The organism is Martinezella dioscoreae (genome assembly GCF_009176305.1).
Classification (GTDB): Bacteria; Pseudomonadota; Alphaproteobacteria; order Rhizobiales; family Rhizobiaceae; genus Rhizobium; species Rhizobium dioscoreae.
Map to the genome: position 1 here is coordinate 1,018,636 of NZ_BLAJ01000001.1, position 23,708 is coordinate 1,042,343.

A 23,708-nucleotide genomic window follows, 5' to 3' on the forward strand; every position below is an offset into this window, starting at 1 on the left:
TTTGACTCGTCCAGCATGTCGGTCTCGGCAAAGAAGAGGAAGATCGAAAACCGACGCAGATGTCGTAATCAGACGGCCAATAATTCGCGGGCAAGATCGCCGTAGCCGGTATAGCGATATTCGTATTCCAGGCCGAGAAAGGCGGCAGCGTCCCTTGCCTTTGCCTGTAGCGCCGGATCTTCTTCCTGCGAGAGATAGACGACCTTGCGGTAGTTGCCGAAATACATGTCCCGCAGCTCCGGATGGCGGTCGAGGCCGAGCGGAACCACGACAAAGGCTTCGAACTGGCGGGCGAGAAAATCTGTCAGGAAAAACGATGTGATGTCATCGTCGCGCGCGGCGAAAGCCTCGTTGCCGGTGAAGAAGGAATAACAGTGCGGACCGGAAAGGCGCTCTATTCCTTCAAGCTGGCAGATCCTGTCGATATCGCCGCCTGTGCCGCAATCGGCATAGCCGATAAAGATCTTTTCGAAGCCGCGCGCGCGCGCATCGGCAATAGCCTCTTCCAGGGCTGGTGCGATCTTCTGCGGATAGGAATGATAGATTGCGGGAAGACAGTGAAGGTCGATGTGATCGAGCCCGTTTATTCTGGTGACCGCTAGTATTTCGCGCGCGATTGCCCCGCACGCAATCACATGAACTTTTTGGGTTTGTGCGCGTTTATCGCGCGGAGGGTTCTTCTCCGCATTTTTTTGATCGATATCCACTCAGAGGGGGTTCCCAATCATGACTGCACCGACACTCACGAAAATTGCCACCGCCTGCGTCGTTCTCATGGTGCTTGCCTCTTGCGCCAATACTATACGTGGCATGGGCAGAGATACCGCAAATGCGGTGAACGCAACCGAGGACGCCGGTCATACCGTCAAGAAGGCGGCTCAATAGCTAATTTGGGATACCAATGTGCCGGCGGCAACCCGTTGATTGTCGCCGGCACTCAGTTTCTTGCAATCAGGCGCCCGCAGCCAGGCTGTTGTGCTTGCGCTTCATGAATTCCTTGGCAGTCTCCACCGCCACGGCAGCGTCACGGCAATAGGCGTCAGCACCCACGGCCTTGCCGAATTCCTCGTTCAGTGGCGCGCCGCCGACCAGTACGACATAGTCGTCACGCAGGCCCTTTTCCTTCAGCGTATCGATAACGACCTTCATGTAGGGCATGGTCGTGGTCAGCAGTGCCGACATGCCAAGAATATCGGGCTGCTCGCGCTCGATGGCGTCGAGGTAGTTTTCGACCGGATTGTTGATCCCGAGGTCGATGACGTCGAAACCGGCGCCCTCCATCATCATGCCGACGAGGTTCTTGCCGATGTCGTGAATGTCGCCCTTGACGGTGCCGATCACCATCTTGCCGAGCTTGGGTGCACCGGTCTGTGCCAGCAGCGGCCGCAGGATCGCCATGCCGGCCTTCATCGCATTGGCCGAAAGCAGCACCTCCGGAACGAAGAGAATGCCGTCGCGGAAGTCGATGCCGACAATACGCATGCCCTCGACCAGCGCCTGGGTCAGAACATCGTAAGGAGCCCAGCCGCGCTCCAAGAGGATATTGGTCGCTTCCTCGATTTCTTCCTTCAAGCCGTCATACAGGTCGTCATGCATCTGCTGCACGAGCTCTTCATCAGAAAGTTCCGAGAGAATGATTTCGTCGTCAGACATGCGCTCCATCCCATTTTCGTGCAGCATCAGAGACTTGTATAAAACACTGCCGCCATTACGGATAGACCGGAAGGCCGCCAAAACTCTTTTTGAATGCGACGTCGCACGGAACAATCGCGACGGACGAAGAACAGTTGATATTGTCAGCCGATGTCTGTCCTATGCTAATTGCTGGCGCATTAAGGAACGTCCGCTTGTCGGAATCAGGTAGCATGGGGCCTGATAGACGCATCCATGCGCAGGAGTGAGGAAACATCATGGACGATATGATTGAGCAACCGGCTGCAGGCAATGATGGCGGCGGACGGCGTTCGCGCAGTGAGGGCAGGGGTGCGGCAGCGCGGCGCGCTTCGCGCAGCGGCGGCGGGCCGGGTCCTTCGCTCCCCTATATCACCCGTAAGATCGGCGTCTATGAAGTGCTTGACGAAGAGGGCCTGCAGCTCATCGAACGCAATGCCGATACGGTTTTGGAGGAAATCGGCATCGAATTTCGCGACGATGCGGAAGCTCTGGCGCTCTGGAAGGAAGCCGGTGCCGACGTACGCGGCCAGCGCGTGCATTTTCCGAAGGGGCTTTGCCGCGAGCTTCTGAAGACCGCGCCGAAAGAATTTACCTGGCATGCGCGCAACAGCGCCCGCAATGCCCATGTCGGCGGCAAGGCGACGATTTTCGCGCCGGTCTACGGCCCGCCTTTCGTGCGTGATCTTGAGGGCAACCGCCGCTATGCGACGATCGAGGATTTCCGTAATTTCGTGAAGCTCGCCTATATGGCACCGTCGATGCATTCGTCCGGCGGCACGGTCTGCGAGCCTGTCGATATCCCGGTCAACAAGCGCCATCTCGATATGGTCTATAGCCATATCAAATATTCCGATAAGCCGTTCATGGGCTCAGTCACCGCGCCGGAGCGTGCAGAAGATACGATCGCTATGGCAAAGATCGTGTTCGGCGACGATTTCGTTGAAAACAATTGTGTAACGCTGAACCTCATCAATGCCAATTCGCCGATGGTGTTCGACGAAACGATGCTCGGCGCCTTGAAGGTCTATGCGCGGCACAATCAGGCTTCGGTGGTTTCTCCCTTCATTCTCTCGGGCGCGATGAGCCCCGTGACGGTCGCAGGCACGCTGACGCAGATTCTGGCCGAGGTGCTGGCTGGCGCTTCCTTCACGCAGCTGATCCGCAAGGGCTCGCCTGTTCTGTTCGGCACCTTCGCCGCATCCATTTCGATGCAGTCGGGCGCGCCGACCTTCGGCACGCCGGAGCCATCGCTTGTCTCCTATGGCGCAGCACAGCTCGCGCGTCGCCTCGGTCTGCCGTTCCGTACCGGCGGCTCGCTCTGCGCCTCGAAGGTGCCGGACGCACAGGCGGCGCATGAATCCGCCAATACGCTCAACATGACGCTACTGGCCGGCACGAATTTCGTGCTGCATGCGGCGGGATGGCTCGAGGGTGGTCTCGTCTCCTCCTACGAAAAGTTCATGATCGATCAGGACCAGCTCGGCATGATGCAGAAGATGGCCGTAGGCGTGGATCTCTCCGAAAATGGCCAGGCGCTGGATGCCGTCCGCGAAGTCGGGCCGGGTAGCCATTATCTCGGCTGCGGCCATACGCAGGCGAATTTCCAGTCTGCCTTCTATCGCTCGCCGCTCGCCGACAACAACTCCTTCGAGCAGTGGGAGATCGAAGGTCAGAAGCGGATCGAGCAGCGCGCCAACGCGCTTTGCCGCTCCTGGCTCGATCACTACGAAGCGCCGCCGCTTGATCCGGCTATCGACGAGGCCCTGCTCGCCTATATCCAGAAGCGCAAGGACTCGATGCCGGACGCCTTCACCTGAAGAGAGCCCGAGGCCGCCAGGGAGCAAGGCGGTGCGACACGTGTTGCCGATCTCATCCAGAAGGAAGTCTGGCGGCCGCACTATGAATATAAGGGGCCACGGTGAGCCGCGGCCCTGCCATCTTCGAACAGCTCCGTGCGGCGCTCGGCGTCCACGGAGTTTTCGTTCGTGGCAGCTTGTCCTTCCATGAAGGCGAGGGGCCGTTGCTGACGGATGGCACGCCTGCACGCGGTGTCGTGCTGCTGGGCAATATCGGCGGCTCGATCTGGCCGGCGTTTTCGAAATGGCTGGATATGCCCGTCAACAGGACGCGCAAAAATCCCCTTGATGACTGGTCGAAGGCGATTATCCGGCCGGTCGCAAGCGGGCTAGCGGCCACTGCCTATTTTCCTTCGGATCCTCCCTGGCAACCGTTCCAGCGATGGGCCATGCAGGCCGAGCGCTTGAAAGCGTCGCCGCTCGGCATCTTGATCCATCCGGACTATGGTTTGTGGCACGGATATCGCGGCGCATTGGGATTTGCCGATGCGCTGGAAGGAATGGAGGTGTCGCCGTTTTCTCCGCATCCATGCGATCTATGCGTTGAGAAACCTTGTCTTGCCGCCTGTCCCGTTGGGGCGATAGCGGCAGCCGGCTTTGATCTTTCAGGCTGCCGGTCGCACTTGCGCACACCGCAAGAGCAGGTCGGCTGCATGGCCGGCGGCTGCCTTGCACGCAATGCCTGCCCGGTCGGAGCCAACTATCGTTATCCGGCCGAACAGCTTGCATTCCATATGGCTGCACTCCAGCTCTAGGTCTCACGCCTTCCTTGTTTCGCCGCATTGCGATGCGTTCTGAAGCCTGTTTATTGATACGGGGCTATGCGCTTGATTCGATTGATGGTCATTCTTGCCGTTCTTGCCTTTGCCGCCACCGCGTCGGCCGGCGAAGCCTGCCGCAAGGTCCAGCATCTCGGGGACGGCTATACGGTCTGCACTTTCGATGCGGTCAGCGACGACATTCAGATTTTTCAGAACGATCGCAACGGCAAACCTTATGGCTCTTTCCGTGCCCTGGAAAATGATCTGCGTCAGGATCGCATCTATGTGCGCTTCGCCATGAATGGCGGCATGTATCTCGATGACCAGTCTCCCGTGGGTCTCTTCGTCGAGAATGGACGTGAGGTGAAGGCGATCAACACCAACAAGGGCTGGGGTAACTTTCATCTCCTGCCGAACGGGGTCTTCTATCTCGGGGCGGGCAAGGCCGGGATCATGGAAAGCAAGGCCTTCGCAGCTTCCGGCATCAAACCTTTTTATGCGACGCAGTCCGGCCCGATGCTGGTCATCAGCGGCAGGCTTCATCCGTCATTTCTGGCGGATAGTCCGAGCTTGAAGACACGAAACGGCGTGGGTGTTACCTCAGACGGCAAGGTCGTCTTCGCCATTTCCGATGGCGCGGTGCGTTTCCACGACTTTGCGACGCTATTTCGCGACGAGTTGAAATGTCCGAATGCGCTGTTTCTCGATGGCAGCATCTCCAGCCTCGATATCCCGGAATGGCAAAGGCGCGACAGCCTGTTTCCGCTCGGGCCGATCATTGCAGTGACGGAAATGCTGCCGGGCTAAGGCGCGCCGGAAATGTGAAGAGCTCCGCAGTGCGTCGCGGAGCCCTTGGCTGTAGCTATCAAATCTCAGACGAACTGATCGATATAGGTCATGATGCTGAACAGGCCGTCCTTCGGACCCGGATTGGCCGGGAAATCCTCGGTGAAGCGGAGATAGGCCCTTGGCTTACCGCCATAGCTGCCGGTCTGCGGCGCTTCCCTCGAGAGATGCTGCCGGATCGACTGCGGGAGAAGGTTGATCGTGGCGTCGTCGATGATCGGTTCGATGATGACGGGTTCTCCATTGAAAGCGATCGCTTCCGTCGCGGCGGTGGAGATGCCTGCCAGCTTGCGGATCTGATCATAGGATTCCGGCGGCAATGGCGTCGGCAGGTAGGCCGCCATGCGGTGATACATGATATAGGCTTCGACCCAGTTCTGCGCGTTGACATGCAGGCGCATGGCGACCGCCTGACGCTGCAGCATGAATTCGGTGATGCGAGGCATCAGCGAGCCGCGATAATCAGGCGGATAGCGGTTATCGCGCAGCGCCTGCGAGGCGAGGTATTCGAGGCCGCCTCTGTAGGTATCCCACTGGAACATGCATTCCTTGTTGCCCTGCTGCAGGCGCGGATCGTCTGAAACGGCGGTCACGCGCGCGAAAGGCTCCGGCATAAACAGCACGTCGGCCTTGTCCAATGCGCGGGTCGTATAGAGGAATGCCCAAAAGATGAACGGCGTCGGGCTGGAAATTGATTTCAACAGAACATCGCGCCGGATGATCATGAATTCGGGGAAGATATGACGGTCGAGAATGAATTCCAGCATCGAGCGGAAATCACCCTTGGCGTGACGCGTCGGATAGGAGAGGTGATAGAAGGGTTCCATATCGCCGCCGCCAGGCCGGCCATCGACGAGGAGCCACGGCGCCTGGATCATGCCGATATTCTTGTCGTCCACCATGATACGAAGATATTCGACGACTTTTTCCGGGATCAGCAAATCGTCGTCGCCGAGGAAAACCGCGTAATGGCCGCGGGCTCTCTGCATCGCAAAAGCGTAGTTGCTGATGAAACCGGAATTGCGAGCCCGGCGATAAGCGCTGATTTCCGGATGATGCGAGATCGACTGAATGTAGGCTGCGGTCTCATCCGTCGAACAATCGTCGACAATGACGATTTCGAAAGGGAGGCCCAGTCGGCGAAACTCTTCCAGGTGGAAATTGACGTTCCGCTCGAGCATGAACTGACGGTTATAGGTCGGAACGCAGACCGAAAGGACGGGGACTTGGGCAGAAGACATCGATATTCTCCACGAGGCATCAGCGCGATTCTATGCACGGACTTTGATCCATGAATAAGCGGGATTGCTTTCGCGGGGCTGGAGAGTTTTGAGCGATCCGATTGTGGGAATTGCCTATGCTCCAGTTCAGTGCAAGTTCCGCTCTTTATGCTCCTGCCAGCGCATCCTGCAATCCCGGCAGGAAGCGATTGCCGTTTTCGAGGTTGCCTCTTCCTCGAAAATGGCCGGATAGCCCGAGGCACATGGATCGCCGATACCTCCAGGGTTTGGCGTCCATGTCAGTATCAGGAGACCCTGTGAGCAAAGTCAGTGTCATCATTCCCGCCTATAAGGCGCAGGAATCCATCGGTGAAACGATTGCCGCGGTTCTGGAAAATCGTGACGTTCTGGAGGTGATCGTCGTCGACGACATGTCTCCCGATGCCACCGCGATGATTGTCGAGCGACATGCTCAGCGCGATCAGCGGGTGCGCTTGCTGCGCAATCCGCAAAATGGCGGGGCGGGATACAGCCGGAATGCCGGCATGGCCGCCGCCCGCGGCGGCTATTATTACTTTCTCGACGCCGACGACATGGTAGCGCATCGCTCGATCGATGAAGTCGTGTATCACATGGAAGCCAATGCCTGCGATGTGATGGTGTTTCGCTATCGCTACGTCACCGAGAGGAACGGTCGTCTCGATCCGATGCTGCCGATCGACAATGATGCCTGGCGGGAGCTGGTCGGCGATACCGACATAGGCGTTTTTACGCTCGACCAGTGCGGGCGATTGCTGTTCACCGTGAATTTCCCCTGGAACAAGATCGTGAGCGCCAGGCTATGCCGGGAAACGGATCTCCGCTTCTCGGAGACCCGTGTCCATAACGATATCTATGCTCACTGGCATATCTATCTGCACGCCCGGAAGATCGGCATGATGAATCGTTATCTCATCGGCCACCGCGTCTATCAGGACAGGGCGCAGCTGACCAATGTCTTCACCGAAAAGCGGTTCGAGGTCTTCAAGGCTTTTGCGGAGGTGGAAGCGCTGTTTGCGCGCCTGCCGCGGATGAAAGAGGCCTATTACCAGTGGTTCCTTCGCAGCAAGTTCGATTTGCTCGATTGGATCTACCCGCAATTGCCGTTCGATCTCAGGGAGCGTTTCTTCGCGCTGGTTCGGCAATGCTATGAAGACTATGGCCAGGCTGACTATGAGAACGTGCGCAGGCAGTCGTTCGAGACTGCGGATATCGCGCTCAGGCTGAAACAGGCCCCTCATTTGATACTCGGCAAGACGCCGAGATAGCCGGCTAAGATAACTTTCTTCACCTGCTGTATTCGCAATAAAAAGAGAGAGGCGCCGCGATATGACCACGGCGCCTCTCTTCCATTTCAGGCTGGTTCATCTGATGGCGTCGAGTTCGTTCAGATCCAACGCGTTCTCGAATTCGTCGCGACTGTAGATCGCAAAATCCGCTTCAGTTGATTCCTTGAACTTGTATGGGTTCTCCACCAGCTTCAGCAGGCTCCATTGCGGGAACCGGTTTGCGATGTCCGTCGTGAATTTGCGGTGCCGGACATGCGACGCGCCGCGAATATCCGGGCCGTCGAAATTGGAGGCGTAGATGATCACATAGCGCTGCGGCAGGGAGAAAAGCTGGTCGAGGTAATTGACGTAAATATTGTCGTCAACCAAATGGTAGAGGACGTCGAGCGACAAGGCGCAGTCATAGGCGTCCTCGTGCATTTCCCAGTCAAGCGACTGATCGCCCAGCCAGACGAAATTGTAGTTCGGCTTATCCCTGTACATCATCATCGTGCGTTCGATGACCGTCTTGGAGACATCGAAGCCGGTATAGCGGTCGAACGAGAAGTATTTCAGCTGATTGCCGTCGCCGGAGCCCATCTCCGCGAAGGATTTCAGCCCTTTCTTCCGGGCGAAGCTATTTAGAAACTGCCCCTTGTATTTGGCGAGCACATCATAAGAGCCGGCACCCGAATTGCCGCCACTGCGGTAACGGCCTTCCCAATAGCCGGTGGAGTCAAAGGAAGGCGCAGCTTCCGATCGACGTATCGGCTGTTCCAGCGGTGTAACGGGAGCAAGTCGCTCCACAGATGGCGCCGGGATGGGCCGCGGCTGTGCCGGATAGGGCTGCTGCATCGGCTGCATCGCCACCTCGGCAACCGGCATGGCTTCGCGAACCTGCTGCACCGATATGGCCTGCGGAATAGGTGCAGGTTGCTGGGCCTGATGTGTGGCAGCCGGCCGCTGCGCCAGCCAGAGTGGAACGGGCCGCTTCATAGGCGAGCCGGCCTGCTGTTCCAGAGATGCCCAATTCAAGGTTTTGGGTGCTTCGGCTACCCGGTCGCCCATGACGATATCGAGTTCGCGCAGCTGCTTGGCGAGCGGGAATTTGTCGTGGACATATTGCGTCCATTGATGGGTCTGACCGGCAATGATCTTTTCGACGGCCTCATCCACCGATGAGAAGCGGATTTCGTCGGGCCAGAATTCTTCCGCACCGGGATAGTCATGGATCACCGGCAGGGCGCCGACAGCCATGGCTTCGGCGATGTTATAACCAAAGCTCTCGTGCACCGAGGTCGACAGTATCACGCCCTTGTCGGCGAGGAACGCCGGCATGTTGCGCTGCCAGCCATGGAAGAAGACGTTGCGGGTAAGGCCGAGCTTTTCCGTCGTGCGCTTCAGGTACGGCATCATGACGTACTCTTCCTGTTCGCCGGCCACATGCAGCGTGTAGGAAGGATCGCGCTTCACCAGCGAGTGCATGATTTGCAGGAACAGCGGCTGGTTCTTGCGCATGAAGGGCTTGGCGGCCCAGGCGATCTTCTTCTTATCGAGCGAAGGGATCGGCTTGAACTTGTCGAGATTGAGGCCGTTCCACACGACGTGGGTGCGGGTTTTCTGGGTGACCTGAGGTGCCCTGAGTTTCAGGACACGCAGCATGTCATGGGACACCAGAATCAGATCATCGATGGCGCCGAAATCGATACGATCGGGAAAATTCGATTCGACGATCTCGAAGCGATGCCAGCGCGCGATGACACGCTTGCCGCGCCGCTTGATGTTCTGGTTGATCGCGTGGACGAAGAGCTCGTTGCAGAATTCGAACCAGACGATGTCGGCCCATTCCACAGCCGTCTCGATCTCCTTGAAAGTCTTCGGCTGTATGGCCATGACTTCGTAGGTCTTCGACAGATGTTGGAATATGTCGCCGATGAAGCTATCGACTTCGATGATTATGGCCAGCTTTTTCTTCTGATGCATCTTCTGCTACCGTAAAAGAGACGAGTGGTTCTTAGTCTCGACCTGACGGACGACACGACCGACCTTCGTGTCCGCCGAGCACCGACGTTCTTGGCAATATTCTGAACGCGCGATTGTCCCCCGCACAGAAATCCCAGCCCCGAGATTATGCCGACCAACTTTCGCGAGGCTGGATTGCTCGAAATGCGTTCTGGGCGACGGTGTTCCGGGCGGCAGGCGGCCTTTGATTTCCTGCACAAGCTTCGCAAAAGGAATGGTGGCCAAAGTGCCGATCAAACGAGCTCGATCGCGAGCGAATCTCCGGGAGCCATGTCGTCTGACTACTTTCCTCGGATCGGGCCGTTACTTGGGGTTCGGAATTAGGGAACAGTCCACATGTCATTGGCAGCGAACAGCTTGCATAAGCCCGCCTACGAAGTGCATCCGGCGAGCCAGATACAATGGTCCGATGCGCCGCCGCTGACCCAGGACATGTTGAACGGCACATTTTGGAGCCTTGGCGACGTCAACCGCGGGATGTTCTCTCGCTTCATGGTTTTGGCGCCTGAGGGCATGATCGGCAATTATTTCGATCCCGCCGTCGATTTCTGGCATGTGATGGCCGGCCGGCTTTGCCTGATCGACAGAGATGGGCTGCCGTCGGTCATTTTCGATTCTGCCCATATCGAGGACGGCAATCTCATGGCATTGGCGGGCCGGGGCGTTATTGGAGGTGTCGATAGCACCTATCTGCTGGTGCCGGCCGATCACCCACCGCATCCGCTGTTTTCAACGCCCGTAGGTGTCGAGCGCAAGGCCAAGTTTCTCGTGCAGCCGCAGGAAGGGCTAAGGCGTCCCAATCTCGTTGTCGTGCCCGCCGGTTCGAAGTCGCTTCATCCGCGCTGGTTCGAGAAGATCGATGATGCCTCGCGCAACTGGGATCTCTGCATCGGCTATTATGGTGCCGAGACTCCGGAAGTTTCCAATAGCCCCTACGAATATCTGGCGCATCTGCCGAAGACCAAGAAGTTCAAGATCATCTACGACCTCTTCCATCAAGGCAGCCCGCTTTGGAATTATGAGCGAATCTGGCTGCCGGATGACGATCTGCTGTGCGATGGCGAGGACATCAACAGGATGTTCCACCTGTCGCACAAGCATGGTCTGGATCTCGCCCAGCCGTCCCTCAAAAAAGGACCAGGCTCTTATCCCAATCATCCTTTGACGGTTCAGCGACCCAACAGCGTCGTGCGTTTCGAGGGTTTCGTCGAAATCATGTGCCCGGTCTTCTCGCGGCGTGCGCTGCAAATCTGCATCGAGTCCATGAAGGATGTCGAATCTGGATACGGTCTCGATCATCTTTGGCCGTCATTCCTCGGCCGGCCGGCGGCGCGCATGGCGATTATCGATGCCATTTCCGTCGCTCACACGCGGCCGCTGGGCGCGACCTACAACGTCAATGCAGCGGTGGAAGAACAGGCTGCACTCTTCAGGACGTATCAATATACGCCGCTGAAATATGCTGGCGTCTGGTAGCGTGCCTGGATTTTTCCAAGCGCCGCCGACAGATCCGCGCCGCCGTCACCCGCATATATCCCATTCCGTTTAGCACCTTCGATTGCAGCCGCGACCGAGATTTGGTGGTAGCGAGAGTTTTAGAGCATGATCGATTTTTCCAAGGTAGATTTATTGATCGTCGGTGCCGGCTTCTACGGCGCGACGATCGCGGAGCGGGTCGCGAACGAGCTCCAGAAGAACGTGCTTCTGATCGACCGGCGCAGCCATATCGGTGGCAATGCCTATAGCGAGTTCGATGGCGAGACCGGGATCGAGGTTCACCGCTATGGTGCGCATCTCTTCCATACACCGAACGAAGTGGTCTGGACCTATCTCAACAGATTTACCGCTTTCACCGACTATAAGCATCGCGTCTATTCGACCTACCGCGATCAGGTCTATTCAATGCCGATCAATCTCGGAACGATCTCGCAGTTCTTCAACCGGCGCCTTTCGCCCGACCAGGCGAAGGCCCTGATTGCGGATCAGGCGGCAGAAATGGCCGGCCGTCATCCGGCCAATCTGGAAGAGAAGGCGATTTCGCTGATCGGCCGGCCCTTGTACGAGGCGTTCATTCGTGGCTATACGGCCAAGCAGTGGCAGACGGATCCGCGCGACCTGCCCGAACATATCATCACGCGCCTGCCGGTCCGCTACACGTTCGACAACCGCTACTTCAACGACAAATATGAAGGCCTGCCGGTCGACGGCTATACCGCGATCTTCGAGAGGATGCTGAAGCATCCGAAAATCCAGATCGCCCTCGATGTCGATTTCTTTTCGTTGAAATCCTCGTTGCCGGCCGATCTGCCGATCGTCTATACCGGCCCGATCGATCGCTACTTCGACTATTCCGAGGGTGAGTTGGGCTGGCGTACCATCGACTTCGAAAAGGAGACGCTGAATACTGGCGATTTCCAGGGGATGGCGGTCATGAATTATGCCGACGAGACGATCCCCTACACCCGTATCCTGGAGTTTCGCCACTTCAATCCGGAGCGCAGCTATCAGAATGAGAAGACGGTCGTGGTGCGGGAATATTCGCGCTCGGCCAAGCGCGCCGACGAGCCTTACTATCCGATCGATACACGTCAGGACAAGGAGGTCTTCCTGCGCTATCGCGACCGCGCCGAGGCAGAGACCAATGTCCATTTCGGCGGGCGGCTCGGCACCTACCGTTATCTAGACATGCACCAGGCGATTGGCGCGGCCTTGAAGGCGTTCGAAAGCCGCATCGTCCCGCATTTCACCGAGGGGCGTGCTATCGGTGGTGAGAAATAGCGGGCTGCAGGCGCCGGCTCACTTTCGGCATGTTTTGAAGACGCGGCCGAGGGAAGATCCCTGTGGAAGCACTTGAATGATAAAAGAAAGCCCGGCAACCGGGCTTTCTTTTTCCTTAGGATCGTCTGCGACGTTCGCGAGCCGGGGCCGCGCCGCCTTCGTTGGCGGTCTTGTTGCGCAGGGGACCGATCCGTTCGATGATCGTCTCCAGCGTCGGGCGAGGCCCGGCTACGTAGCTGTCCAGCGCCTCCCGCATGGCGGCGAGATGGCCGCAGGAGGTGCCGCAGCAGCCGCCGATGATCTTGGCGCCGGCATCGCGGGCAAGGCGGGCATAATCGGCCATCAGCGGCGGCGTGCCGGAATAATGGATTTCGGCGCCGCGATATTCGGGAATGCCGCAATTGCCCTTGACGATGACGATCGCGGAAGCATCCGCTTCGGTCATGTCGAGAAGGCTGGAGAGGATATCAGAAGCGCCGACGCCGCAATTGGCGCCGACCGCGAGCGGGCCTGCGCCGATATCGGTGGCGACGGCATGAATGTCCTTCGGATGCAGGCCCATCATGGTCTTGCCGGCCGTGTCGAACGAGCCGGTATAGGTATAGGGCAGGCCGACTTTGGCGGCGGCTTCTGCTGCAGCTCGGATTTCTTCCGGCGATGACATGGTTTCGATCCAGGCGACATCTGCACCACCCGCCTGTAGGCCTTCCATCTGCTCGACGAAAGCGGCGACGGCATCTTCATAGGTCAAGGCGCCGAGCGGCATGAGCAACTCGCCGGTCGGCCCGACGGATCCGCCGACGATGACCTTGCGGTCGGCCTTGTCGGCAACGGCGCGGGCGATCTCGGCGGCCGTCTTGTTGAGGCTATGCACGCGATCCTGCGCATGATGGAGCTTCAAGCGATGACGGGTGCCACCGAAGGTATTGGTGAGGATGATGTCAGCGCCGGCATCGACGAAATCCTGATGCAGCTTCGTGATCCGGTCGGGATGCTGTTCGTTCCAGAGCTCGGGCGCTTCACCCGCCTCAAGGCCCATGGCGAAGAGGTTGGTGCCGGTTGCGCCGTCGGCAAGCAGTACGCCCTTTTCGGCGAGAAGATCGGTCAGCGGATTGGTGGCGACGGTCATAGTGCGTCCTCGGATACGTCGGATGTTCGGATATCAAATGCAGATATAAACATTTCTTTATGTGAACACAACGACAAGATGGCTACCCATATGTCGACACGGCCATGGCGGCAGAAAAAAGCGCCCCGGTGAGGGCGCTCTATCGTTTGGGATGAAGATCAGCCGCTAGGCTGCCGCCATCTCTGCCGTCTCGTGCGATGTCGGCGTGACCATGGCGGCGATGATGCTTTGCAGATCGATCGTGCCGATAGGCTTGCCGCCCGCATCCATGACGATGGCTCCGGTTTGGCCCGCCTCGGTGATCTGCTTGGCGGCGACTTCCAGTGTCATGTCGCCGGGCACACGTGCACCGCCCGGCTCGCCGGCAAGCGGCTTCATGATGGTCTGGGCTTGGATGACGCGACCGCGGTTCACCTCCTTCACGAAGGCTGTGATATAGTCGTCGGCCGGCTGCAGCACGATCTCCTGACCAGTGCCCTGCTGCACGACCTTGCCGTCGCGCAGGATCGCGATCTTGTCGCCAAGGCGCAGCGCCTCGTCGAGATCGTGGGTAATGAAGACGACGGTCTTTTTCAGCTCCTTCTGCAGATCGAGGAGGACGGTCTGCATGTCGACGCGGATCAACGGATCGAGCGCCGAATAAGCTTCGTCCATCAGAAGGATATCGGCATCGTTCGTCAGTGCGCGGGCAAGTCCGACGCGCTGCTGCATGCCGCCGGAAAGCTGGTTCGGAAAGTGCCTTTCGAAGCCCTTGAGCCCGACGCGCTCGATCCAGTACTGGCCCTTCTTCTCGCTCTCGGAGCGCGGTACGCCCTGGATATCCAGGCCGTAGATCGTGTTCTCGATGACGGTGCGGTGCGGCAGCAGCGCGAATTTCTGGAACACCATAGCCGTTTTGTGGCGGCGGAATTCGCGCAGGTCGTTTTCGCTCATCTTGCAGACATCCACGCCGTCATAGAGCACTTCGCCGACCGTCGGCTCGATCAGGCGGTTGATATGGCGGATCAGCGTCGACTTGCCCGAGCCGGACAGGCCCATGACGACGGTGATGGCGCCGGCGGGCATATCGATGTTGATATCCTGCAGGCCGAGCACATGGCCATGCGTTTCATTGAGCTCGGCCTTGCCCAAGCCGTTCTTGACCTGATCGATATAATCGCGTCCGCGAGGACCGAAAATCTTATAGAGGCTTTTGATCTGGATCGCGTGACTAGCCATGGATGACCTCCGAGTGCTTCTGGAGCCTTCTGCCATAGGCCTGGCTCGTACGGTCGAAAATGATGGCAATGGCGACCAGCGCGAAACCGTTGAGGAAGCCGACGGTGAAGAACTGATTGTTGATCGCCTGCAGCGTGTTCTTGCCGAGACCGCCGACCCCAACCATGGAGGCGACGACGACCATGGCCAGCGACATCATGATGGTCTGGTTGATGCCGGCCATGATGGTGGGCAGCGCGAGTGGGATCTGCACGTTGAACAGCTTCTGGCGATGCGACGACCCGAAGGCGTCGGCGGCTTCCAGCACCTCCTTGTCTACGAGGCGGATGCCGAGATTGGTCAGACGGATCATTGGCGGAACGGCGTAGATGACGACGGCGATGAGGCCCGGCACCTTGCCGATGCCGAAGATGACGACGACCGGAATGAGATAGACGAAGCTCGGCATGGTCTGCATGACGTCGAGGATCGGATTGACAATCGACTGCAGGCGGTCCGAACGCGCCATCAGGATGCCGATCGGCAGGCCGATGACGATGGCAATGAGCGTACAGACCGTGACCATGGCAAGCGTGACCATCGTGTCGGTCCAGAGGCCGAAGACGCCGATGAGGATCATGGAAATCGCAGTGCCGGCAACGATCTTCAGGTTACGGCTTGCGGCATAGACGACGAGCATCATGACGAGGAGCACGATGAACCAAGGCGTATTGGTGAAAGCCCATTCGAGATAGTTCAGAAACCATTGCAGCGGCTGCACGATGGCGTCGATGAGAGTGCCGTAGGCGCGTACGGACGCCCTGAAGCCGTCATCGATATTCTTGCGTGCGAGGCGGATGATTGACTCGTCTATTGCCGGAAAGTTGCAGAGCACATTCGGCAGGATCGTACACTGGATAGCCATGTATTTCCCCTTCTTAGTCCGGTTTTGTCCCGCTCCACGCGTGTGGCCTTCACGCGTGGATGGCTTGCAGCGCTGCGACCGGTTCTTCAGGCTGCCCCTGCATTCTTACTATATTCGTCACCATCAATCTGCACTCGTTGCGACCTTGCGCCATGTCACTCTGTCGGTATGAGGGTCATTCGGGTTGCACTGTGCGAATGTAAAATCGGCGGCAGGCACAAGGCCGCCGCCGATTCCGCAGCATGGATTAGAGCGAAGCCTTGATCTTGGTGGCAACGTCCGGGGCAACCCACTTGGTCCACATGTCGGGGTAGGTCTTGAGGAAGTACTTGGCGCCGTCCTCGTTCGTGCCCTGATTGTCGGTCATCCAGGCGAGAACCTTGCCAACCGTGGCATTATCCCATTTGCGGGTCTTCATATAGTCCATGGCAATGCCGGCCTTGGCCGCAAAGTCCTTGGTGACGACGGTATAGACATCCGAAACCGGATAGGAGTTCACTTTCGGATTGGCGCAGTCCTGTTGCGACGTGCAGGCATCCCATTCCTTCTTGTCATGCGGCACGTTAAAGCTCAGACGAACCATGTCGTACTTGCCGAGGATCGCGGTCGGGGCCCAGTAGTAGCCGAGCCAGCCAGTCTTCTTTTCGAAGGCGTTGGCGATCGAACCGTCCAAACCTGCGGCCGAGCCGGTGTCGACGAGAGTAAAGCCGAGCTTGTCGGCGCCGAGAGCCTTGTAAAGGTTGGTCGTGGAGATCTGGCAGTTCCAGCCTGCCGGGCAGTCATAGACGGCGCCCTTGGATGGATCTTCCGGGGCCGGGAAAAGTTCAGGATGCTTCAGCGCGTCCTGAACGGTCTTGATGTCGGGATGCGCGTCGGCGACGAACTTCGGAATCCACCAGCCTTCGACGCCGCCATCGCTCAAAAGCGGTGCAGCCACGATCAGACGGCCTTCCGATACGGCCTTGTCGAGCGCGGTGCGCACGGCATTGACCCAAAGCTCGGGTGCGACGTCAGGCTGACCTTTTTCGTTCATGGAGGTAAAGGTCGGCTGTGTATCGCCGGTTACCAGGGTGACATTGCAGCCGTAACCGTTCTGCAGGATGATCTTGTCGACCTGCGCGGCAACGCCTGCGGATGCCCAGTTCATTTCAGCGATGGATACGCTGCCGCAATCTGCGGCCTGCGCCGAGCCAGCCAAAGCATAGGCGCCGAATGCAAAAATGGCTGAAGCGAGAAGCTTCTTCATTGATATCGTCTCCCAATTTTTCGTTACGTTGCGGAAATCGACTCCAACGCGTTCGATTTCTGTCGATCCCCTGTCAGCGCGGTCTGATTGCAACCGTTCATACGCCGCTGACGACGCCCGTACGGTCCCCTTTGCTGCTGTCGTGCATTTGGTCTTTTTGCGACCGCCGAATTCTGTCGCGGTCGGGCATTCTTTGCATCGACATCAATCAGCGTAAGGATTTGGATGAAGAAATCAACAGCCCATCGGGTAATGGACGTTATCGTGCCTCTTGGAGAAGCTTAAATAAGCGCCTGAATTAGCCTGTTTTCTGCCATTCGTGGCTGCAAAACGTCCATTACATCGCTTCCTCAAAGCTCTGTTGCTCAGACGGATTTGAATGGCGCTTAAATCTCGCGTCCCTGGAAGACGTTTTATATCTTATTTGCGCCGTTTACGCTTTCTCAACGCAAAGAGGAAAATTTTCAAAAAATTTTCAGATTCACTCTAATTTAAGCACTTAATAACCCTCCAGTAACGATGTCCGTTTATCAATCGATGCGTGGCGGGGGACATACCGCTGCTTCCCTGGATCAGGTATTGCGTACCGGGGAAAGCGAACCTTGCGGTGTATGTGCAGGGAAGCCGGCGTTTTTGGCAAACCGCGTCGATCTCCGGATCGCGCGGTTTTCGCGCTTGAGAGGGTGCCTTTACGAGGCAGTTTGATCTGCCCGAAGCGGCACCCGTTCCATCTCGATAACGATCAAAAATAAAGCCGCCGATGCTATCGCATGGCGGCTTCTCATGTGTCGGCTAGCGGCTTGACGCGCTATTAGCCAACATTATAGGTGCGGATGAAGCCAACCGTGCCGAAGCGCGTATCGAGCTGTTGCAGGCGGCTCTCCGGGCGGCGAACCGGAAGCTTGCCATTCCAGGCGATCTGAATGGAATTCTGTCTGTTGAAGATGAAGAGCATTGGGGTATCCTCCGACCCGGACCGGCCGGTTTCGTTGTTTGTTTTCGCGATGGAGATAATCCTCTTCCGCGTAACTCACAATGGATGAAATCGTCATCCAATGTCGCAAACAGAGCATGTTTGAGGGTGGTGCATTTTTGTATCGTGCTCGCTCTTTCCGGAGGCCCGGGATCACGGCAGAATCAAGGCGGAATCTAGCGTTTTCAGTGGCTGTGGCGCATCGAGGTGGTGGGGAATGACAAGAGCGATCATGCTGCAGGGAACCGGCTCCGATGTCGGAAAAACGGTATTAGTCGCAGGTCTGTGTCGGCTGTTCGCAAACAGAGGCGTGAGGGTGCGCCCGTTCAAGCCGCAGAATATGTCCAACAATGCCGCCGTTGCGGAGGATGGCGGCGAGATCGGGCGCGCCCAATGGCTGCAGTCGCTTGCGGCGCGGGTGCCATCATCGGTTCACATGAATCCGGTGCTGTTGAAGCCGCAATCGGAAACCGGCAGCCAGATCATCGTACAGGGCAAGGTCTGGGGCCATGCCAAGGGCAGGGACTATCAGGCGCTGAAGCCGCAGCTGCTTGGTGCCGTACTCGAAAGCTTCGCCACGATGCGGGCAGGAACCGATCTCGTTGTCGTCGAGGGAGCTGGTTCGCCTGCCGAGATCAATCTTCGACGCGGCGATATCGCCAATATGGGCTTTGCGACACGCGCCAATGTCCCCGTCGTGCTGGTCGGTGACATAGACCGCGGCGGCGTAATCGCGTCACTGGTCGGCACGTATCATATATTGCCGGAGGAAGACCGGCGAATGATCCGTGGCTATCTGATCAACAAGTTCCGTGGCGATGTCTCCTTGTTCGGTGAGGGCATAGAGGCCATCGGCGGCTTCACTGGCTGGCAATGCCATGGCGTCGTGCCGTGGCTGAAGGCGGCGGCGCGTCTGCCGGCGGAGGATTCCGTTGTGCTGGAGCGGCTTGCTCGTGGCTCGTCCGGCGCGCTCAAGGTCGCCGTGCCGGTGCTGTCGCGGATTGCCAATTTCGACGATCTTGACCCGCTGCGAGCCGAGCCCGATGTCGATCTGGTTTTCGTTCGCGCTGGAGAGCGTTTGCCCGCCGATGCAGGGCTTGTGGTGCTACCTGGCTCGAAGTCTACGATCGGTGACCTTCTCGATCTGCGTGAGCATGGGTGGGATCGCGATATTGCTGCCCATGTGCGCCGCGGCGGTCGCGTCATCGGCATTTGCGGCGGCTATCAGATGCTCGGCCATACCGTTTACGATCCGCTCGGTATCGAGGGATCGGTGACCGAGACGCCCGGATTGGGTCTTTTGGATATCGAGACGGAAATGGCTCCAGAAAAGACGGTACGGAATAGCACTGCCGTTTCCAAGGAATATGATGTGCCGCTATCGGGCTATGAAATCCATCTTGGCGTCACGCGGGGTCCGGACTGCGAGCGGCCATCGACCATGATCGACGGGCGGCCCGATGGAGCCATATCGCCGGATGGCCGTGTTATGGGCACATACCTGCATGGTCTTTTCAGCAGCGATGCTTACCGGGCGAAGCTGCTGGCAAGCTTCGGCCTTTCCGGCGAGCGCATGAACTATCGTGCCAGCGTCGATGCGGCTCTGGACGAGGTTGCGGCAGAGCTGGAAAGTGTACTCGATCCCGCCTGGCTCGACGGTCTGGTCGCCTAAAGTTCCCCCGACACTTCCCGCCGCCGGCGGTCGAGTTCTTCGCTGTAGCGGCGCAGCGTATAGCTCTCCGTCAGCAGACCGATGACCTTGCGCTCGATCAGGTCGTTGACCACGACGAGCGCTTCGCTCTTCGTCTGCTCGAACATGGCGGCTGCCTGCTTGGCGTTCATCTGCGGCTGCAGGAATTCGTTACGCAGCCGGATGAAATCGGAAAGGCCGTGCTCCTCGTCGTCTTTTTCGATCGGGCTCGCATAGACGTCGGGCACGAGAACCATTCCGGAATATTTCTCGTTCTTGTCGATCAGGATGACGCGCTGCGCCGAGCCGATCGGAAAATTCTTGCGGAATTCCTCGATGCTCATGTCGATGCTGCCCGTGTGCACGTCGGGGCGCATCATGCGGGCGACCGTCAGATTGCGGATCCAGCCGACATCGTGGGCGCTGCGGATGCTCTCGCCGCGCAAATGGAAGCGCCATGTGGCGAAGGAGTAGCCGAAGGTCGTGCGCACCACCAGCGACGAGGTGATGACGGCGGCCAGCACCAGGGCAGTGATCGGAAAGTCCCCGGTGATTTCAAGCGCCAGGAAGGTCATGGTCAGCGGGCCGCCGATGATGGCAACGGCCAGCGAGCTCATGCCGACGACGGCATAGACGACCGGCGTCAGCGTGGCATGATCGAAATAGGGTGCACAATAAGCGAAGATCTTGCCGAGCAGCGCGCCCATGAACAGCGAAGCGAAGAAGAGGCCGCCTCTGAAGCCGGAGCCGATCGATATTGCGGAGGCGAGCGATTTCAGTAGGAATAGACCCAGCAAGGCGCCCAGCGTCACGTCCGTAGACAGATTGAGATGCAGCGCGCCATGCCCGGCAGACAGGACCTGCGGCGAAATCAGCGCCAGTGTTCCGACGACGAGCCCGCCGAGCGCGGGCCGGAAAGGCGGCGCGATGGAACTCTTGCGTGCCAATTCTTCGACCCAGGCGACGCCCTGCATGATCAGGATGCCGATACCGGCGCAGAAGGCACCAAGCAGGATGGCTGGAAGATAATCCGCCGGAACGATCGCCCCGAAATGATCGATATCGATGGCGAAGTCATCGCCGGCAAGCAGTCTTGCAATCATCGTCGATATCAGTGCCGAGACGACGACAGGGGTTAGCGTCAGGATCGAATAGCTGCCGATGATGAGCTCAAAGGCATAGAAGGCACCGGTGAGCGGCGCATTGAATGCTGCGGCAATAGCACCCGCAGCACCGCAGCCGACGAGCATGCGCAGGTCTGCGCGGCGCATCTGCATCTTATAGCCGAATTTGGAGGCAATGCCGGCCGCGAGCTGCGTGTAACCCGCTTCAAGCCCGACGGACGCGCCGAATCCATTCGAGATCAGGTTCTGCACGGCGACGATGATGCTGTCGGTAAGCGACATCCGGCCGCCATGCAGCGCATTGGCTTCGATCGGGTCGACCATCGGCTTCTTGCGCGTGCGCGACAATATGTAGAGCAATATGCCGAGAATGATGCCGCCTGCGATCGGTGCGATGAACAACACCGATTTGTCGGGAATCGCCATTGCTGCCGAACTCAAGCGTTCGTAGTCGGTTATACCGTAGATGACGCTGTGAAGCTTGCGCGAGATATAGCTCATCGCGGTGACGGCACAGCCGGACGCTATTCCCACCAGCGCGCCGGCAAAAACAAGTCCCAGCTCGCCACGGCGCAGCAATGCCCTGAAGCGACCGAGATCGAATAGGACCGAGAAGACGCCGAGACGTCGCGGTTGGAATTTCTGCAGCATTGGAAGCGGACGATACGTTTTGCTCGAATGTGAGGGCTTACCTTCTATAAACTCCTAACATCAAAGAAATACGGCAAAAAAGCCGCTGGTTTTATGGGAATTTTCAACCGAATTCGCAATCAGGATGGCGCAGGTCGCATCCATGCCCTTGATTGACTTGAACTCAGTGAAAGCCTAATCATTGCGGCATAACGAATGGTTCCTGAGCGGCGATCTGCCGCATGGGATGAAAAGGGAATGTGAAGGGGCGGACCCAATCCGGGCGTTCTCATCACAGCCGACCCCGCGACTGTAGAGCGGTCAGGGTCTTTCGTTCGGTTTGAAGTCTATTTCGTCGATGGTTCGCATGGGGCGAACGGGGGCGAGGCAGGCGCAAATCGAAAAAGCCACTGGTGTGGCATCATGATTAACCGGGGCTGGACGCCTCTTATTCTACGAATCGTCCGCCTTTTCATGATGCATTGCCGGGAAGGTGAGAAAGATCCGCTGGCGCACGATCGGGGGCGACCGGTTTCGGTCCGCCCCCGTCGCGTCGCCTCATCCGCGAGCCAGGAGACCTGCCATGCGTGCCGGGCGCAGAGCCTGTTTTGGGACGCGAGTTCCGCTGCCAGCACGGAGGTTGTCATGGCGCAAGACGAGTTTTCGGCGTGTAGGCGCCTGTTTCCCGGTTCCAGCGACGTGCTGCCGACCCTCGCTTTTGCTCGAGAGCGGGCATAACGCATGTCGTCTTCGATTTCCCAAGCGGTCTTCGTTCTTGGCGGCGCGCGCTCCGGCAAATCCAGGTTTGCAGAATCGCTGGTGTCGGATACCGGCCTCGAATGTCACTATGTGGCGACAGGGCGGGCGTGGGATGACGAGATGCGCGAGCGCATCGCCAAGCATCGTGCCGATCGCGGCGATCTATGGCAGACGCATGAGGAGCCTATGGATCTCGTCGGGCAGCTTGCCGCTATCGACGCGGAGGGGCGGGCGGTGCTTATCGACTGCCTGACGCTCTGGGTGACCAATCTGATGATGGCCGAGCGGGATATGGCGGCAGAATTTGCCGCTCTCACTGCATTTCTGCCGACTGCGCGATCAAGGCTCGTTCTCGTCTCCAACGAGGTGGGCTTGGGAATCGTACCAGAAAATCGCATGGCGCGCGAATTTCGCGATCATGCCGGCCGCCTGCACCAGATGGTCGCGGCGGCGAGTGCCGAAGTTTATTTTATCGCAGCGGGCTTGCCGCTGAAAATGAAGGGCTGATCCATATGAACCAGGAAAAGATTCCCGCCACCGTCATCACTGGCTTCCTGGGAGCCGGCAAGACGACGATGATCCGCAACCTCCTGCAGAATGCCGGCGGCAAGAAGATCGCGCTGATCATCAACGAGTTCGGCGACCTCGGCGTTGATGGCGACGTGCTGAAGGGCTGCGGTGCGGAGAACTGCACGGAAGATGACATCATCGAGCTGACCAATGGCTGCATCTGCTGCACCGTCGCCGACGACTTCATCCCGACGATGACGAAGCTTCTGGAGCGCGATGCGCGCCCGGATCATATCGTCATCGAAACATCAGGCCTTGCCCTGCCGCAGCCGCTGGTTGCCGCCTTCAACTGGCCTGACATTCGCACCCATGTCACCGTCGACGGCGTCATCACGGTGGTCGACAGCGCGGCTGTTGCCGCCGGCCGTTTCGCCGACGATCACGACGCCGTAGAGGCTGCTCGCGTCGAGGACGACTCGCTTGATCACGAAAGCCCGATCGAGGAACTGTTCGAGGATCAGCTGACCTGCGCCGATCTGATCGTGCTCAACAAGACCGATCTGATCGACACTGATGGTCTCGGCCGCGTCCGCGCCGAAGTAGCCTCGCGCACCGCCCGCAAGCCGACAATCATCGAGGCCAAGAACGGCGATGTGCCCGCCACTGTCCTGCTCGGCCTCGGGATCGGCACGGAAGACGATATCGTCAACCGCAAATCTCACCACGAGTTGGAGCACGAGGATGGCACGCCGCATGACCACGACGAGTTCGACAGCTTCGTCGTCGAACTCGGCCCGATTGCCGATCCGGCCGCCTTCGTCGATGCGCTGAAGGGCGTGATTGCGGAGCATGATGTGCTGCGCCTCAAGGGCTTCGTCGATGTCCCCGGCAAGCCCATGCGCCTGCAGCTTCAGGCCGTCGGCAGCCGCATCGACACCTATTTCGATCGCGCCTGGACGCCGGGTGAAGCCCGCGCGACCCGGCTTGTCGTGATCGGCCTGCATGAGATGGACGAGACGATCGTTCGCAAGGCGATCGAAGCATTGGTCTAAGGGAAATCC

General features: G+C 58.5%; 20 protein-coding genes and 1 riboswitch. Of the genes, 10 read left to right on the forward strand and 10 right to left on the reverse strand.

Annotated elements, in window-relative coordinates; genetic code table 11:
- Positions 1 to 68: 68 nt before the first annotated feature.
- Positions 69 to 707: a DUF1638 domain-containing protein gene (locus GDN47_RS04955; RefSeq protein ID WP_162746399.1), complete on the reverse strand. Its 639-nt coding sequence runs from the start codon at positions 705 to 707 to the stop codon at positions 69 to 71.
- A gap of 19 nt (positions 708 to 726) precedes the next feature.
- On the opposite strand from GDN47_RS04955, the gene GDN47_RS04960 reads away from it, so the two are divergent.
- The gene (locus tag GDN47_RS04960; protein ID WP_047632875.1) at positions 727 to 885 is read left to right on the forward strand and encodes an entericidin domain-containing protein; all 159 of its coding nucleotides are present in this window, start codon (positions 727 to 729) and stop codon (positions 883 to 885) included.
- Positions 886 to 951: 66 nt separating this feature from the next.
- On the opposite strand, the gene GDN47_RS04965 is transcribed toward GDN47_RS04960, so the two are convergent.
- Entirely contained in the window at positions 952 to 1,653 is a 702-nt protein-coding gene (locus GDN47_RS04965; protein ID WP_069613213.1) for a cobalamin B12-binding domain-containing protein, read from the reverse strand.
- A gap of 257 nt (positions 1,654 to 1,910) precedes the next feature.
- On the opposite strand from GDN47_RS04965, the gene GDN47_RS04970 reads away from it, so the two are divergent.
- From GDN47_RS04970 to GDN47_RS04980, 3 genes are all read left to right on the forward strand, one after another.
- The gene (locus GDN47_RS04970; protein ID WP_152092705.1) at positions 1,911 to 3,491 is read left to right on the forward strand and encodes a trimethylamine methyltransferase family protein; all 1,581 of its coding nucleotides are present in this window, start codon (positions 1,911 to 1,913) and stop codon (positions 3,489 to 3,491) included.
- Positions 3,492 to 3,592: 101 nt separating this feature from the next.
- Positions 3,593 to 4,285, forward strand: coding sequence for a 4Fe-4S dicluster domain-containing protein (locus GDN47_RS04975; RefSeq protein ID WP_152092706.1), 693 nt, complete (start codon positions 3,593 to 3,595; stop codon positions 4,283 to 4,285).
- A 66-nt stretch (positions 4,286 to 4,351) separates the two neighbouring features.
- The gene (locus tag GDN47_RS04980; protein WP_371864912.1) at positions 4,352 to 5,098 is read left to right on the forward strand and encodes a phosphodiester glycosidase family protein; all 747 of its coding nucleotides are present in this window, start codon (positions 4,352 to 4,354) and stop codon (positions 5,096 to 5,098) included.
- A gap of 65 nt (positions 5,099 to 5,163) precedes the next feature.
- On the opposite strand, the gene GDN47_RS04985 is transcribed toward GDN47_RS04980, so the two are convergent.
- The gene (locus GDN47_RS04985; RefSeq protein ID WP_113333015.1) at positions 5,164 to 6,378 is read right to left on the reverse strand and encodes a glycosyltransferase family 2 protein; all 1,215 of its coding nucleotides are present in this window, start codon (positions 6,376 to 6,378) and stop codon (positions 5,164 to 5,166) included.
- Between the two features lie 296 nt (positions 6,379 to 6,674).
- On the opposite strand from GDN47_RS04985, the gene GDN47_RS04990 reads away from it, so the two are divergent.
- Positions 6,675 to 7,664, forward strand: a complete 990-nt coding sequence (locus tag GDN47_RS04990; RefSeq protein ID WP_173002441.1) for a glycosyltransferase family 2 protein — start codon at positions 6,675 to 6,677, stop codon at positions 7,662 to 7,664.
- Positions 7,665 to 7,760: 96 nt separating this feature from the next.
- Here GDN47_RS04990 and GDN47_RS04995 read toward each other — a convergent pair whose 3' ends face one another.
- The gene (locus tag GDN47_RS04995) at positions 7,761 to 9,647 is read right to left on the reverse strand and encodes a glycosyltransferase (RefSeq protein ID WP_113390292.1); all 1,887 of its coding nucleotides are present in this window, start codon (positions 9,645 to 9,647) and stop codon (positions 7,761 to 7,763) included.
- A 375-nt stretch (positions 9,648 to 10,022) separates the two neighbouring features.
- Between GDN47_RS04995 and GDN47_RS05000 the strand changes: the two genes are divergently transcribed.
- Both GDN47_RS05000 and glf read left to right on the forward strand, forming a co-directional pair.
- Positions 10,023 to 11,162 (forward strand): DUF707 domain-containing protein, encoded by a 1,140-nt coding sequence (locus GDN47_RS05000; protein ID WP_113390291.1) that lies wholly within the window; start codon positions 10,023 to 10,025, stop codon positions 11,160 to 11,162.
- Positions 11,163 to 11,288: 126 nt separating this feature from the next.
- On the forward strand, positions 11,289 to 12,464 hold the full coding sequence (gene glf, locus GDN47_RS05005) for a UDP-galactopyranose mutase (RefSeq protein WP_113333019.1): 1,176 nt from the start codon (positions 11,289 to 11,291) through the stop codon (positions 12,462 to 12,464).
- 115 nt (positions 12,465 to 12,579) lie between these two features.
- Here glf and bmt read toward each other — a convergent pair whose 3' ends face one another.
- The 5 genes from bmt to GDN47_RS31905 all read right to left on the reverse strand — a co-directional run bounded on the left by bmt (position 12,580) and on the right by GDN47_RS31905 (position 17,916).
- Positions 12,580 to 13,593, reverse strand: coding sequence for a betaine--homocysteine S-methyltransferase (gene bmt, locus GDN47_RS05010; RefSeq protein ID WP_145632745.1), 1,014 nt, complete (start codon positions 13,591 to 13,593; stop codon positions 12,580 to 12,582).
- A 165-nt stretch (positions 13,594 to 13,758) separates the two neighbouring features.
- Positions 13,759 to 14,811, reverse strand: coding sequence for a quaternary amine ABC transporter ATP-binding protein (locus GDN47_RS05015; RefSeq protein WP_145632748.1), 1,053 nt, complete (start codon positions 14,809 to 14,811; stop codon positions 13,759 to 13,761).
- Positions 14,804 to 15,715, reverse strand: a complete 912-nt coding sequence (locus tag GDN47_RS05020; RefSeq protein WP_113390289.1) for an ABC transporter permease — start codon at positions 15,713 to 15,715, stop codon at positions 14,804 to 14,806. Before GDN47_RS05020 ends, GDN47_RS05015 begins: the two co-directional genes overlap by 8 nt.
- A 247-nt stretch (positions 15,716 to 15,962) precedes the next feature.
- A complete protein-coding gene (locus tag GDN47_RS05025; protein WP_069613157.1) occupies positions 15,963 to 16,961 on the reverse strand; it encodes an ABC transporter substrate-binding protein in 999 nt (332 codons plus the stop codon).
- Between the two features lie 811 nt (positions 16,962 to 17,772).
- Complete coding sequence (locus GDN47_RS31905) at positions 17,773 to 17,916, reverse strand: hypothetical protein (RefSeq protein WP_173002442.1); 144 nt, start codon at positions 17,914 to 17,916, stop codon at positions 17,773 to 17,775.
- Positions 17,917 to 18,151: 235 nt separating this feature from the next.
- On the opposite strand from GDN47_RS31905, the gene GDN47_RS05030 reads away from it, so the two are divergent.
- Positions 18,152 to 19,606 (forward strand): cobyric acid synthase, encoded by a 1,455-nt coding sequence (locus GDN47_RS05030; RefSeq protein ID WP_152092708.1) that lies wholly within the window; start codon positions 18,152 to 18,154, stop codon positions 19,604 to 19,606.
- On the opposite strand, the gene GDN47_RS05035 is transcribed toward GDN47_RS05030, so the two are convergent.
- Entirely contained in the window at positions 19,603 to 21,399 is a 1,797-nt protein-coding gene (locus tag GDN47_RS05035; protein ID WP_113354551.1) for a chloride channel protein, read from the reverse strand. The genes GDN47_RS05030 and GDN47_RS05035 overlap by 4 nt on opposite strands.
- 179 nt (positions 21,400 to 21,578) lie before the next feature.
- A riboswitch (cobalamin riboswitch) is annotated at positions 21,579 to 21,978 on the forward strand.
- Positions 21,979 to 22,119: 141 nt separating this feature from the next.
- Here GDN47_RS05035 and cobU point away from each other — a divergent pair.
- Both cobU and cobW read left to right on the forward strand, forming a co-directional pair.
- Positions 22,120 to 22,644: a bifunctional adenosylcobinamide kinase/adenosylcobinamide-phosphate guanylyltransferase gene (cobU, locus tag GDN47_RS05040; RefSeq protein WP_113354552.1), complete on the forward strand. Its 525-nt coding sequence runs from the start codon at positions 22,120 to 22,122 to the stop codon at positions 22,642 to 22,644.
- 5 nt (positions 22,645 to 22,649) lie between these two features.
- On the forward strand, positions 22,650 to 23,699 hold the full coding sequence (cobW, locus tag GDN47_RS05045; protein WP_113354627.1) for a cobalamin biosynthesis protein CobW: 1,050 nt from the start codon (positions 22,650 to 22,652) through the stop codon (positions 23,697 to 23,699).
- Positions 23,700 to 23,708 lie beyond the last annotated feature (9 nt).

What these genes read in the sequence shown, in the direction of transcription:
- GDN47_RS04960 (WP_047632875.1), top strand. Translation starts at nt 727, where the DNA reads ATGACTGCACCGACACTCACGAAAATTGCCACCGCCTGCGTCGTTCTC.
- GDN47_RS04965 (WP_069613213.1), bottom strand. Translation starts at nt 1,653, where the DNA reads ATGTCTGACGACGAAATCATTCTCTCGGAACTTTCTGATGAAGAGCTC.
- GDN47_RS04970 (WP_152092705.1), top strand. Translation starts at nt 1,911, where the DNA reads ATGGACGATATGATTGAGCAACCGGCTGCAGGCAATGATGGCGGCGGA.
- GDN47_RS04980 (WP_371864912.1), top strand. Translation starts at nt 4,352, where the DNA reads ATGCGCTTGATTCGATTGATGGTCATTCTTGCCGTTCTTGCCTTTGCC.
- GDN47_RS04985 (WP_113333015.1), bottom strand. Translation starts at nt 6,378, where the DNA reads ATGTCTTCTGCCCAAGTCCCCGTCCTTTCGGTCTGCGTTCCGACCTAT.
- GDN47_RS04995 (WP_113390292.1), bottom strand. Translation starts at nt 9,647, where the DNA reads ATGCATCAGAAGAAAAAGCTGGCCATAATCATCGAAGTCGATAGCTTC.
- GDN47_RS05000 (WP_113390291.1), top strand. Translation starts at nt 10,023, where the DNA reads ATGTCATTGGCAGCGAACAGCTTGCATAAGCCCGCCTACGAAGTGCAT.
- glf (WP_113333019.1), top strand. Translation starts at nt 11,289, where the DNA reads ATGATCGATTTTTCCAAGGTAGATTTATTGATCGTCGGTGCCGGCTTC.
- bmt (WP_145632745.1), bottom strand. Translation starts at nt 13,593, where the DNA reads ATGACCGTCGCCACCAATCCGCTGACCGATCTTCTCGCCGAAAAGGGC.
- GDN47_RS05015 (WP_145632748.1), bottom strand. Translation starts at nt 14,811, where the DNA reads ATGGCTAGTCACGCGATCCAGATCAAAAGCCTCTATAAGATTTTCGGT.
- GDN47_RS05020 (WP_113390289.1), bottom strand. Translation starts at nt 15,715, where the DNA reads ATGGCTATCCAGTGTACGATCCTGCCGAATGTGCTCTGCAACTTTCCG.
- GDN47_RS05025 (WP_069613157.1), bottom strand. Translation starts at nt 16,961, where the DNA reads ATGAAGAAGCTTCTCGCTTCAGCCATTTTTGCATTCGGCGCCTATGCT.
- GDN47_RS31905 (WP_173002442.1), bottom strand. Translation starts at nt 17,916, where the DNA reads ATGCTCTTCATCTTCAACAGACAGAATTCCATTCAGATCGCCTGGAAT.
- GDN47_RS05030 (WP_152092708.1), top strand. Translation starts at nt 18,152, where the DNA reads ATGACAAGAGCGATCATGCTGCAGGGAACCGGCTCCGATGTCGGAAAA.
- GDN47_RS05035 (WP_113354551.1), bottom strand. Translation starts at nt 21,399, where the DNA reads ATGCTGCAGAAATTCCAACCGCGACGTCTCGGCGTCTTCTCGGTCCTA.
- cobU (WP_113354552.1), top strand. Translation starts at nt 22,120, where the DNA reads ATGTCGTCTTCGATTTCCCAAGCGGTCTTCGTTCTTGGCGGCGCGCGC.
- cobW (WP_113354627.1), top strand. Translation starts at nt 22,650, where the DNA reads ATGAACCAGGAAAAGATTCCCGCCACCGTCATCACTGGCTTCCTGGGA.